The sequence below is a fragment of the Sphingopyxis sp. A083 genome (assembly GCF_001468495.1).
GTDB lineage: Bacteria > Pseudomonadota > Alphaproteobacteria > Sphingomonadales > Sphingomonadaceae > Sphingopyxis > Sphingopyxis terrae.
Map to the genome: position 1 here is coordinate 652,132 of NZ_LNSK01000001.1, position 12,342 is coordinate 664,473.

At 66.5% G+C, this 12,342-nt stretch carries 11 protein-coding genes; 10 read left to right on the forward strand and 1 reads right to left on the reverse strand.

Annotation, left to right across the window (positions count from 1 at the left end):
* Nucleotides 1-35: 35 nt before the first annotated feature.
* The 10 genes from recN (at nucleotide 36) to ATE59_RS03180 (ending at nucleotide 11,368) form a co-directional block, all read left to right on the forward strand.
* Complete coding sequence (gene recN / locus ATE59_RS03135; protein WP_058811152.1) at nucleotides 36-1,721, forward strand: DNA repair protein RecN; 1,686 nt, start codon at nucleotides 36-38, stop codon at nucleotides 1,719-1,721.
* Nucleotides 1,718-2,401 carry a GNAT family N-acetyltransferase gene (locus tag ATE59_RS03140; RefSeq protein ID WP_058811153.1) on the forward strand — a complete coding sequence of 228 codons (684 nt, stop codon included), beginning with the start codon at nucleotides 1,718-1,720 and terminating at the stop codon, nucleotides 2,399-2,401. The genes recN and ATE59_RS03140 overlap by 4 nt, the downstream gene beginning before the upstream one ends.
* Nucleotides 2,401-2,796, forward strand: a complete 396-nt coding sequence (locus tag ATE59_RS03145; protein WP_058811154.1) for a putative quinol monooxygenase — start codon at nucleotides 2,401-2,403, stop codon at nucleotides 2,794-2,796. Before ATE59_RS03140 ends, ATE59_RS03145 begins: the two co-directional genes overlap by 1 nt.
* An 82-nt stretch (nucleotides 2,797-2,878) precedes the next feature.
* Complete coding sequence (locus tag ATE59_RS03150; protein ID WP_058811155.1) at nucleotides 2,879-3,517, forward strand: hypothetical protein; 639 nt, start codon at nucleotides 2,879-2,881, stop codon at nucleotides 3,515-3,517.
* The gene (locus tag ATE59_RS03155; protein WP_058811156.1) at nucleotides 3,518-4,081 is read left to right on the forward strand and encodes a hypothetical protein; all 564 of its coding nucleotides are present in this window, start codon (nucleotides 3,518-3,520) and stop codon (nucleotides 4,079-4,081) included.
* Between the two features lie 29 nt (nucleotides 4,082-4,110).
* Entirely contained in the window at nucleotides 4,111-6,237 is a 2,127-nt protein-coding gene (gene ligA, locus ATE59_RS03160) for an NAD-dependent DNA ligase LigA (protein ID WP_058811300.1), read from the forward strand.
* A gap of 48 nt (nucleotides 6,238-6,285) precedes the next feature.
* Entirely contained in the window at nucleotides 6,286-7,455 is a 1,170-nt protein-coding gene (locus ATE59_RS03165; protein WP_058811157.1) for a sterol desaturase family protein, read from the forward strand.
* Nucleotides 7,456-7,505: 50 nt separating this feature from the next.
* The gene (locus ATE59_RS03170) at nucleotides 7,506-7,898 is read left to right on the forward strand and encodes a hypothetical protein (RefSeq protein ID WP_058811158.1); all 393 of its coding nucleotides are present in this window, start codon (nucleotides 7,506-7,508) and stop codon (nucleotides 7,896-7,898) included.
* Nucleotides 7,899-7,967: 69 nt separating this feature from the next.
* On the forward strand, nucleotides 7,968-9,980 hold the full coding sequence (locus ATE59_RS03175; protein ID WP_058811159.1) for a TonB-dependent receptor family protein: 2,013 nt from the start codon (nucleotides 7,968-7,970) through the stop codon (nucleotides 9,978-9,980).
* A gap of 14 nt (nucleotides 9,981-9,994) precedes the next feature.
* Complete coding sequence (locus ATE59_RS03180; protein WP_058811160.1) at nucleotides 9,995-11,368, forward strand: PepSY-associated TM helix domain-containing protein; 1,374 nt, start codon at nucleotides 9,995-9,997, stop codon at nucleotides 11,366-11,368.
* A 76-nt stretch (nucleotides 11,369-11,444) separates the two neighbouring features.
* On the opposite strand, the gene ATE59_RS03185 is transcribed toward ATE59_RS03180, so the two are convergent.
* A complete protein-coding gene (locus tag ATE59_RS03185) occupies nucleotides 11,445-12,323 on the reverse strand; it encodes a sterol desaturase family protein (protein WP_058811161.1) in 879 nt (292 codons plus the stop codon).
* Between the last annotated feature and the right edge of the window lie 19 nt (nucleotides 12,324-12,342).

Here is a 12,342-nt window from a genome sequence, read left to right on the forward strand (position 1 = left end):
GATTCGCGCTTTGTTCTATTGTAAGGCGGGGCCGGATGCTGACCGCGCTGTCCATATCGAATATCGTTCTGATCGAACGGCTCGACCTCGATTTCGAGGGCGGGCTGGGCGTGCTCACGGGCGAAACCGGCGCCGGCAAGTCGATCCTGCTTGACGCGCTGGGGCTTGCGCTGGGCGCGCGCGCCGACACGGCGCTGGTGCGGCAGGGCAGCGACCGGGCGCAGGTCACCGCCAGCTTTGCGCCGCCGGCAGCAGGCACGCCGCTCGCTGCGCTGCTCGCCGACAATGATGTCGTGCTGGAAGATGGCGAACCGCTGCTCATCCGCCGCACTGTCAAGGCCGACGGCGGCAGCCGCGCCTTCCTGAACGATCAGCCCTGTTCGGCGGCGCTGCTGCGCGAAGTCGGCAGTTATCTGGTCGAAATTCACGGGCAGCATGACGATCGCGGTCTGCTCGCGCCCGCGGGGCATCGCGCGCTGCTGGATGTCTATGCGCGCGCCGATGCCGGTGCGGTGGCGGCGGCGCATGCGAGCTGGCGCAGCGCCGAGGAGCGGCTGGCGGCAGCGCGCGCCGCGATTGCCGAGGCCGAGCGCGACCGCGAATGGCTGGAGCATTGCGTCGCCGAGTTGCGAACGCTGGCGCCGCAGCCGGGCGAAGAGGCCGAACTCGCCGAGGCGCGCGCCGCGATGCAGAAGGGCGAGCGGATTGCGGGCGACCTTTCCACGATCATGGAGGCATTCGACGGCAGCGCCGGCGGTCCCGCCCTGCTGCGCGGTGCCGCGCGGCGGCTCGATAGGCTGGCGGGCGACCATCCGCTGCTTGCCGAAGCGCTCGCCAGTCTCGATCGCGCGATCATCGATGCCGACGATGCCGAAGCCAAGCTGCATGAGGCGGCACGCGCCTTGGAATATGATCCAGACCGGCTCGAAGCGACCGAGACGCGGCTGTTCGAACTGCGCGCAATGGCGCGCAAGCATGGCGTCCAGCCCGACGAACTGGCCGCGCTGACAGACGATCTCGCCGCGCGGCTCGACGCGATCGAGGGCGGCAGCGCGGGGCTTTCCCGGCTCGAAGCGGCGGTCGCCGAAAGTGCCGCCGCCTACACCCATGCCGCGACCGCGCTGTCGGATCAGCGGACGAAGGCCGCGGCGCGGCTCGATGCGGCGGTGGCCGGCGAACTGGCGCCGCTCAAGCTCGATGCCGCGCGCTTCCGGACGCTCGTAGAACGCCTGCCTGCCGAGCGTTGGGGTGCGGACGGTATCGACCGCGTCGAATTTCTGATCGCGACCAATCCCGGCGCACCCTTTGCTCCGCTCGCCAAAATTGCCTCGGGCGGCGAATTGTCGCGCTTCATCCTCGCGCTGAAGGTTGCGCTTGCCGAAGAGGGCGGGGCCGACACGATCATCTTTGACGAGATCGACCGCGGCGTCGGGGGCGCGGTGGCGAGCGCGATCGGCGAGCGGCTGGCACGGCTTGCCAGCGGAAGCGGACAGGGCGCGGGCAAGCAATTGCTCGCGGTGACGCACAGCCCGCAGGTCGCCGCCAAGGGCGCGACGCATTTCATGATCGCCAAGTCGAGCGAAGGAACGGTGACGCGCACCGGTGTCCGCGCGCTCGACGAAGCAGGCCGCCGCGAGGAGATCGCCCGGATGCTGTCGGGGGCCGAAGTGACCGCGGAAGCACGGGCGCAGGCAGACCGGCTGCTCGAGGTCGCGGCGTGACCGCGCATCCGCTCGACCGACCGATCTGGAGTATCCTGAGCGGCCGACAGGCGCATCTGGCACAGGGCGATGCGCGGGCGGTGCGGATCGATCGGGATTACGGCCCGTTCGGTGCCGCTTCCGACACCGGCGCGGCGGCGCAAGCCGCGCTCGCGGCGCTTGTTCCTGAGGGTGGCGAACTGTGGCTGGTCGAAGGCGAGGCTTGGCCGCTGCCGCCGGGAACTCGCGAGGTTAAGCGCGCCATTCTGACGCAGATGGTTGCGGAAGGGCCACCGCCCGAACCGCGCGCAGACGATCCCCTCATCGTGCCGCTGGGGGATGCCGATGCGGCTGAAATGACCGCGCTTGCCGAGCATGCGAAGCCGGGGCCGTGGGGGCCGAAGACGCATCTCTACGGCCCTTTCTTCGGCGTACGCGAAGAGGGGCGCCTGCTTGCGATGGCGGGGCAACGGATGCTGGTTCCCGGCATGGCGGAGGTCAGCGGCGTCGCGACCTGGGCCGATTGCCGCGGCCGCGGACTGGCGCGCGCGTTGATCGGCCATGTCCTGCGCGCGATGGCGCAGCGCGGCGAGACGCCCTTTCTGCACAGCTATGCCGACAATGAAGGCGCGATCGCGCTGTATGAATCGCTCGGCTTTCGGGAACGGCGACAGGTGCACGTGCTGGTGATTGCACGGTGATGGACAGACGCACCCATCTTGCCGCGCTCGCGACTTTCGCAGCAGCAGTTCTCGCACCGCGCGACCTGCTGGCCTTGGAGACGATCATGGACGAAGAACAGCCCCATTATGGCCTGATCGGCCAGATGATCGCGCAGCCCGGCCAGCGCGCTGCGCTTGCTGCGATCCTGACCGAGGATACAGACGCGATGCCCGGCAATTTCGCCTATCTGGTCGGCGAAGACAGCGCCAATCCAGATGCGCTGTGGATCGTCGAGCTTTGGGCTGACAAGGATGCCCATGCCGCGTCGCTGCAATTGCCGTCGGTGCAGGCGGCCATCAAAAAGGGCCGCCCGCTGATCGCGGGATTTGGCGCTCGCGCCGAGTTCAGGCCGATTGCATCCCCTCTGCGCTGAGCGATGGCGAGCGGGGCGATGCAAAGCGGCTTGCCGATTTCGCTCGCGGTGATATCCAATTTCCATTGGGGAGGGGGCTATCATGCTGAAATCGATTTTATCCGCGCGCACCAAGGGCTTGATGGCGCTCGCGGCCCTGCTGCTGTTTGCCCTGCCGACGGCGGCACAGGCGGCAAAATGGTATGTCGACAACACACTGGGCGAAGTGAAGCCCGAGGAAAAGAAGGCGCCCGCGACGCCGCGGCCGGTCCAACTGATCTTCGAGTTTCAGCGCGATGGCGCGCCCAACCCGCGCGCGACCAAGGAAGTCAAACCCTGGATCATCGAAGCGCTGCAAAAGAGCGGCGCGTTCAGCGAGGTGCTCGAGACTCCCGTCGCCGGCGGCGCCGTGCTCAGCGTCACTTTCAACAATATCGTCAAGAAGGAAGATGTCGACAAGGCGAAGAAAGACGGCTTTCGCGCCGGGCTCGGCTTCGGGCTGTTCGGTGGCGTCGTCGCGACCGACCGCTATGACGTGACCTTCGAATATCTGCCGGGCGAGGGCGCCGCGTCGATCAAGACGCTGGTTCAGCACGCATTGCACATGAAATATGGCAAGAAGGACGTCGAAATTCCGGGGACGCAGGTCAAGAATGTGACCGAGGCGGTGAAGACGGTGGTGCGTCAGGCGACGGATCGCGGCGTCAACAATCTCGTCTCCGATCCCGCTTTCCCGCAATAGATGGCCTGGCGGCGGCTCGCCTTTTTCGCCGCGACGACAGCCCTTCTTGCGCTGGCGGGCTGCGTCCATGCGCAGATCGACGACACGGCGCCGTCGATCGAGACGCTGAAGTCGCTGCGTGCGGCAAAGGTTCCGCCGATCGCGCTAGGTCCTTTCGTCGATGCGGGCGGGCAGGCACCCATTGCGCGCGCCGTTATCATTCGCGGCTCGACGCTCAGCCCGCCGAAGGGGGCCAGCTTCGCCGAATTTCTGGGCATGAGCTTCGAAAAGGAACTGCGAGCGGCGGGGCGCTTCGATGCAAGCGCGCCGGTCGCGATCGCGGGGCGGCTGATCGAAAGCCGGGCCGGCGAGACTCATGCGTCGCTGGGTGTGCGCATCACGGTGCTACGCGGCGAAGGGCCGGGCTTTTCGAAGGACTATCGAGTCGAGACGCGCTGGAAGGGTGATTTTATCGGCGCCATCGCTATCCCCGAGGCGTTCCGGCAGTATAATGCGCTCTATCCCTTGCTCGTGCGGCAGGTCTTCGCCGACCCCGCCCTGTTGGAAGCTTTGAAATCGCCGTGACCACTGAAGCCGACGCCGCCAACGAACTGATGCGTCTCGCCAGGACGATCGCCCATCACAACAATCGTTATCATGCCGAGGATGCGCCGGAGATTTCAGACGCCGAATACGACGCGCTCGTCCGTCGCAATAACGAGCTTGAAGCCGCCTTTCCGCACCTGATCCGTGCCGACAGCCCGAACCGACTGGTCGGTGCGGCGGTCGAGGCATCGCCGCTCGCCAAGGTCGCCCATGCGGTGCGGATGATGAGCCTCGACAATGCTTTCGCGGCCGAGGATGTCGAGGAATTCGCCGCGCGCGTGCGGCGTTTCCTGAACCTTCCGGGCGATGCCGTGGTGGCGATGACCGCCGAGGACAAGATCGACGGCCTGTCCTGCTCGCTGCGCTACGAAAAGGGCAGGCTGGTGCAGGCCGCGACGCGCGGCGACGGGACGGTGGGCGAGGATGTCACCGCCAATGTGCGGCATATCGCGGATATTCCGCAGGAATTGCCGGGGGACGCCCCCGACGTTTTCGAGATTCGCGGCGAAGTCTATATGTCGAAATCGGATTTTTCGGCGCTCAACGAACGGTTGATGGAGGAGGGGCGGGCGCTCGCCGAACAGCGCGAACAGATATTCGATCCCGCCACCGTCCGCCAGTTCGCCAACCCCCGCAACGCCGCGGCGGGATCGCTGCGCCAGAAGGACGCGAGCGTCACTGCGGCGCGCCCGCTGCGTTTCCTTGCGCATGGCTGGGGCGAGGTAAGCGCGCTTCCCGCCGATACCCAGTTCGGCGTCATGCATGCGCTCGCGGGCTGGGGCGTTCCGGTGTCGCCGCTGCTCGCGCGCTGCGACAGCGTCGCCGATCTGCTCGCCCATTATGCCGAGATCGAGCGGCGGCGCGCCGACATGCCCTATGATATCGACGGCGTCGTCTACAAGGTCGACCGGCTCGACTGGCAGGCACGGCTCGGCTTCGTCGCCAAGGCGCCGCGCTGGGCCATCGCGCATAAATTCCCCGCCGAACGCGCGCAGACGACCCTTGAAGCCATCGACATCCAGGTCGGCCGCACTGGCAAGCTGACCCCGGTCGGGCGCCTGACCCCCGTGACCGTCGGCGGTGTCGTCGTCTCGAACGTGACATTGCACAATCGCGACGAGATCGCACGGCTCGGTGTCCGGCCGGGGGACCGCATCGTCGTCCAGCGCGCGGGCGACGTGATTCCGCAAGTGGTCGACAATCTCACCCGCGACACGCCGCGCGACCCCTATATCTTCCCCGACCATTGCCCCGTCTGCGGCAGCGAAGCGGTTGCCGAGGAGGGCGAGGTCGATGTCCGCTGCACCGGCGGGCTGATCTGCGCGGCGCAGAAGTTCGAGCGGCTGCGCCACTTCGTCAGCCGCGGTGCGCTCGACATCGAGGGGCTGGGCGAGAAGAGTATTCAGGAATTCATGGATCTCTGCTGGCTCGACAAGGGACCGGCCGACATCTTCCGCTTGAAGGCGCACCGGGACGAACTGCTCGGACGGGAAGGGTGGAAGGAAACATCGGTCGACAAGCTGATTGCCGCAATCGAGGCAAAGCGGCAGCCCGACGCCGCGCGGCTGCTGTTCGGGCTCGGCATCCGGCATATCGGCGCGGTGACCGCGCGCGATCTGCTCAAGGGGATCGGCGACATCCGGCGATTGCCCGAAAAGGCCGAGCAATTGCGGGCCTGGACCGAGGCGAACCCGCAAGATCCGGACGAATCCGACGGCAAATATGCAAGCCGCAAACTCGACGCAATCAAGGCCATCCTCGAAGTGCGCGCCGACGGCATCGGCCCCGCGGTCGCCGAGGCGCTGAGCGATTTCTTCCATGAGCCGCACAACCGCGCGCTCTGGGACGATCTGTTCAGCGAAGTGTCGCCGCCGCTCTACGTCGTCGAAACCCGCGAGAGCGAGGTGTCGGGCAAGACGGTCGTATTTACCGGCAAACTCGAGACGATGAGCCGCGACGAAGCGAAGGCGCAGGCCGAGGCGCTCGGCGCCAAGGCGGCGGGGTCGGTGAGTGCCAAGACCGACCTCGTCGTCGCCGGGCCGGGCGCGGGGTCGAAGCTCAAGCAGGCGGCCGCACTCGGCATCAGGGTGATCGACGAGGCGCAGTGGGCGGAAATTGTGGCGGCGGCGGGATAGCACCGCGGGACATATGGTTGGTCATGCGGAGGGGGGCGAGGGGGCAAAATGGCTAAGAGCGACTATCTGAAGAGCCTCATGCGCGATCTGGAATCGCATACCGAGGTGCGGCGGTTCGGGAGCGGGTGGCTTTCGGGCTTCTTCGGATTGCTGTTTGCGATCAGCGGCTTTTTCATGGTTGTCGCGCTGCGCTTTCCCGACTGGTTCGCGACGCCCGAGCTCGAGATCGTCAAGGGCTGGACCGGATTTCGCGGGATCGTCCACCTGACTTTGCTCGCGAGCTATGGCCTGTCGCTGCTCAGCCTGCTGCTGCGGCCGCGCAAGGTGTTGGGGCTGACCGCGCTGATGATCGGGCTGGCGGCGGCGTTGATGGGCGGCGCCAATGTCCAGCCCGCCGAAACGCGCGACTGGGGCATTTTCTTCGGGCTCGACTTTTTCGTCGTCAACCTACTCGTCACCGGCTTCATGTTCGCGCCGCTCGAGCGCGTCTTTCCGCACCGCCGCACGCAGCGATTGTTCCGCACCGAATGGCGCGAGGATCTGTTCTATTATCTCGTCAGCACGATGTTCGTTCAGATATTGGGCTTTCTTGCGCTCGCCCCGCAGGCGTTCGTCAACGACCATACGAGCAGTTGGGCGGCATTCCGCGCCGGGGTCGCGGCGCTGCCTTGGATCGCGCAGTTCGCCATCGTCCTCTTCGTCTCCGACCTCGCGCAATATTGGTATCACCGGCTGTTCCACAAAATCCCCTTTCTGTGGGGATTCCACGCGATCCATCACAGCGCGAAATCGATGGACTGGCTCGCGGGATCGCGGATGCATTTCGTCGAGATCATCCTTCTGCGTTCGATCACCTCGCTGCCGCTGTTCACGCTCGGGTTCAGCCCGTCGGTGATGCAGGCCTATATCGGCTTCGTCTATGTCTGGTCGTCGCTTCTCCACGCCAATGTCGGCGGCGAGTTCAACCGGCTGGGGCACTGGATCGCGACGCCGCGCTTTCACCATTGGCACCATGGGCTGGAACGCGAGGCGTTCGACGTCAATTTCGCGATCCACTTTCCTTTCCTCGACAAGCTGTTCGGCACCTTTCATCTGCCGAAGGATCGCTGGCCCGAAAATTACGGCATCCCCGAAGATGTACCGCGCAGCTATGGCGGCCAGTTCCTCTATCCGTGGACGCGGACGGGCAAGAAGATCGACGAGGCGCCCGCCGAATAGGGCATCATGTCCGCTTGCCAGCGCACGCGGACGGGCATAAGGCGCGGCGCGTGGGGGTTCTTGCCGTCTTGCGCCGTCCCGGCATCCTGTTGCTGCTGCCCGTGCTGCTGGCACTGGCGGCGCGCGTCTTCGTCGCGCCCGGCTGGATGATCGAAAGCGACGCGAAGGGCGCGATCACCGTGCGCGTCTGTTCGGACCCCGCCAATCCCGGCGCGACATTGACCATCCCGCTTGAAAGGGCGGGCGACCACGACAGCGGCAAGGGACAGCAGCATTGCCCGTGGGGCGCCCTCGCGGTGGCCCCGATCGTTCCCGATACGCCCGTGCTCCCCGTCGCGCTCGCCGCGGCCGATCCCGCGCCGGTCGCGATTCCCGCGCTTGGCTATGCGCCCGGGATCGCGTCGCCGCTGCCGCCGAGCACCGGACCACCCGCCTTCGCCTGACCCGGTTTGATGACCGTCCGCGCACCTCGCGCGGCGCGGTTCTGCCTGTGTTCAAGCGAAGGATTTTCCATGAAGAGTCACGTGACCCGTGCGGCGCCATTGCTGGCGCTCGCCATTTCCCTGTCGTCCACCGCCCATGCCGCGGACGCCGAAGACCAGTCGACGATCATCGTCACCGCGCCGCAGCTTACCGATGCGGCCGAAGCGCGCGCCGCCAAAACGCCCGGCGGCACCGATGTCGTTTCCTATGAAGATTATGCCGACAAATCGATCGTCAGCCTGCGCGACACGCTGGCCTTTTCGCCCGGAGTCTATCTCCAGCCGCGCTATGGGCAGGAAGTGCGCCTGTCGATCCGCGGTTCGGGCCTGTCGCGCGGTTTCCACATGCGCGGCATCACGCTGCTCCAGGACGGGGTGCCGATCAACCTCGCCGACGACAATGGCGATTTCCAGGAACTCGAACCGATCTTCTTCGACCATCTCGAAGTCTATCGTGGCGCCAATGCGCTGCGCTTCGGGTCGGGCACGCTCGGCGGCGCGATCAATGGCGTGACGCCGACCGGCCGCACCGCCGAGGGCGTCTATCTGCGCGCCGACGCGGGCAGCTTTTCGATGCTGCGTGGACTCGTCTCAGCCGGGGTGGCGAGCGATGCGGTCGATGCGTGGGGCGCGGTCAGCGCCGACACGTCGGACGGGGATCGGGATCATGCGGGGCGGCGGAGCTTTCGCTTTCATTCCAATGTTGGCTTGCGGTTCAGCGATACCGTTTCGACGCGTTTCTACGCCAGCTTCAACAATATCGACCAGCGGCTTCCGGGCGCCCTGACCTATGACCAGGCGCTGACGACGCCAAAGATGGCGAACCCCGGCAGCGCGGCGGGCGATCAGCAGCGCGACATCGATTCGCTGCGCCTGCAGAACCGCACGACCTTCGATTTCGGATCGGCGACGCTGGAGGTTGGCGGCTTCATCAACGCCAAATCGCTGTTCCACCCGATCTTTCAGGTGATCGACCAGAAATCGACCGATGTCGGCAGCTTCGCGCGCCTCGACTATGCGGCGGGGCCGGTCGAACTGACGCTGGGTGGCGAGCTTCGCCACGGCAGCACCAAGGCGAAGCAGTTCGTGAACATCAGCGGGTCGCGCGGCGCGCTGACCTTCGACGCCGACCAGAAAGCGCAGACGGCGAGCCTCTATGGCGAGGTCCGCGTGCGCCCGGTGCCGCAGCTTTCGCTGATTGCGGGGGGCGTCTATGCCGATGGCTGGCGCAAGCGCCACGTCAATTTCTCGGCGTCTCCGGCGACCGACGGGCGCGTCGATCTCGACGCCTTTTCGCCGAAATTCGGATTGCTGTTCGAACCGTCGAGCCGCATCCAGATTTTCGCCAACTATAGCCGTTCGGCCGAATTTCCCGGTTTCGGCGAGGTGTTCCAGACGATCGGCACCCCGCCGACCAGCGCCGTCGTCTCCGCCATCCGCCCGCAACGCGCGTGGACGGCCGAGATCGGCACGCGCGGCAGCGCGGGCATCGCGCATTGGGATCTGGCGCTCTACCGCTCGACGCTGACCGGCGAGATGCTGCAATTCTCGACGAACAGCAGCATTCCGGCCGCGACCTTCAACGCCGACCGGACGCTGCATCAGGGGATCGAGGCGGCGCTCGAGCTGAATTTCGCGCCGTGGGTGCGGCTGCGCCAGATCTATACCTACAGCGACTTCCGCTTCCGCGGCGACAGCCAGTTCGGCAACAACCGCCTGCCGGTGGTGCCGAAGCATGTCTATCGCGCCGAGTTGCGGCTGGGGAGCGAGGCGCTGCACGTCGCGCCGAATGTCGAGTGGGTGCCCGACGGCCCTTATGCCGATTATCGCAATCTGGTGCGGACGCCGGGCTATGCGCTGATCGGTATCACCGGCGGTGCGCGGATTACCGACGGCATCGACGCGTTCGTCGACGTGCGCAACATCACCGGTAAAAGGGCCATCGGCGATATCAGCGCGACGATCACCGCGACCCCGACGTCGGCGATCTATTACCCCGTCGAACGCCGCGCCATTTCGGCCGGCCTTCGCGCGCGGTTCTGACGGGGAGGAGGGGGATGGCCGACATCAGCCGCATGCCGCTCTATCGCACGATCTGGCGCTGGCATTTCTATGCCGGGCTGTTCGTCATCCCCTTCATCCTGATCCTGTCGCTGACCGGTGCGGCCTATCTGTTCAAGCCGCAGATCGACCGGTGGGAGGAGCGCGACTGGCGCGGGCTGGCCGCCGCGCAGCGCGTCGATGCCGACGCGCAGGTCGCGGCGGCGCTCACCGCCTTTCCCGGCGCGGCCTTTCATTCTTATCGCATCCCGGAAGCACCGGGCGACGCCGCGGTGATCCATCTCGGCCTGCCCGGCGGCACAATGCGCGATGTGGCTGTGTCTCCGCAGGGACGCGTTATCGGGTCGGCCGATCCCGACCAGCGCTGGACGGCATGGCTCGCGCGGTTGCACGGCAAGCTGCTGCTGGGGCTGGGCGGTGGCATCCTCGTTGAACTCGCGGCGAGCTGGGCGATCGTGATGATCCTGACCGGCCTCTATCTCTGGTGGCCGCGCGGGCGGGGATTGGCCGGGGTCGTCTGGCCGCGGCTGAGCCTTGGCGGCCGCGCGGCGCTGCGCGATCTGCACGCCGTCGCGGGATTCTGGGTATCGGGCCTCGCGCTCGTCCTCCTCACCACCGCGCTGCCGTGGACCGACATCTGGGCGACGGGCTTTCGCGCCGTGCGCGCCGAGATGGGCTGGGTGTCGGGGGTGCAGGACTGGAAGGGCGGGCTCGATCCGCACGCCGCGCACGATCATGGCGCGATGGCCAAGGCAATGAACGGGGCGACGCCGGCGCATCGGATGGCGAACGCGGGCGATGCGCCGCGGGTCAAGCTCGACCGGATCGTGCTGCGCGCGCAGGCCGAACATATGCCCGCGCCGGCGATCATCCAGCCGCCGGGGGCGCCCAATATGTTCGGGCCGCCCAACGGCAATGTCTGGACGCTGACGACGCAGACGCAGAACCGCCCGCTCGTGCGCAAGGTCAGCTATGATCCGGTGACGGGGATCGAGGTGGCGCGCAGCGGTTTTGCCGACAAGCATGTGATCGACCGCGCCGTCGGCTACGGCATCGCCTGGCACGAAGGGCAGCTATTCGGCATCGTCAATCAACTCATCGGCGTCGCAACGGCGCTTGCGATGGTCACGCTTGCCGTGTCGGGTTTCCTGATGTGGCGCCGCCGCAAGCCCGATGATGCGATCGGCGCGCCGCCGATGCCGCGCGATCCGGCGCGGCTGAAGGGGGTGGCGGCGATCGTGCTGTTCCTTGCTGCGCTGCTGCCGCTGCTTGCGGCGTCGCTGATCCTGCTGTGGCTCGTCGACCGGCTGATCCTGCCGCGCCTGCCGCGGGTGGCACGCTGGCTGGGAATGGCTTCCGCGGCGCGCTGATCTGCCGACCGGCAAACGGCCCGGCATCCCCCCACAGGTGCCGGGCCGCGCGCTGGCGGGACGTGCTGCGACCCGTTCAGCCCGCCGCGACCGCATGCGGTTCGCTGGTCCCTGGCGTGGCGCCGGGGATGACCGCATGCATGTCCTTGTTCTCGGGAAAGATCGGCCACAAAAGCTGCTGGCCCAGCGTGGCCGGCGGCAGATTTTCGACGCCATAGCTTTGCGGATAGGCGCGCGTGATCTTTGCGGTGCCGAACAGCACGTCCCAGAAGAAGAGTAGATTGCCGAAATTGCCTTTGTAATTGACCGCCGGGTCGTCGGCGTGGCGGCCGTGATGCGCATGATGCGTCGCGGGGGTGCTGATCGTGCGTTCGACGACCCACATCACCGGGGCGAGCGCCCGGATGCGATAGAGCGGCGCATCCCAGGCGACATCGCTGTGTGCGCCGATGATCACCGCCATCTTCACGATGAGGTAGAAGGCGTAGAACCAGCCGAGCCCGAGGTAGACGAGCACCCCGGCGAACCAGATGCTCGGCATCATCGCATAATAGATGATGTTGTTCCGGTAGACGAGCCGGACGCTCATATAGCGGGCATTATGGTGCGCGCGGTGCAGGTTGTAGAGCCACGCGGTGCTGTGCGACGCGCGGTGCCACCAATATTGCATCATGTCTTCAAAGACGAGGAACAGCGCGAGCGCGGCGTACCAAGGGGCGTGCGCCAGCGCGCCTTGATATTGCGGGAACCAGGCGTGGCCGAGCGCGCCGACGATCAGCAGGATCGCGGGCTGGGTCGCGATGAGCAGCGTGAAGGTGCTGACGATTTCGATGATGCCGTCGTGGCGCGACTGTTCGGATTTGGCGAACAGGCGCGTGCGGATCAGCTCGAGCAGGCAGAAACCGACATAGATTGCGACGACGATCAGGCTCGATTGGGCCGAGGTAAGCTGCATCCCGATTCTCCCGTTGCGG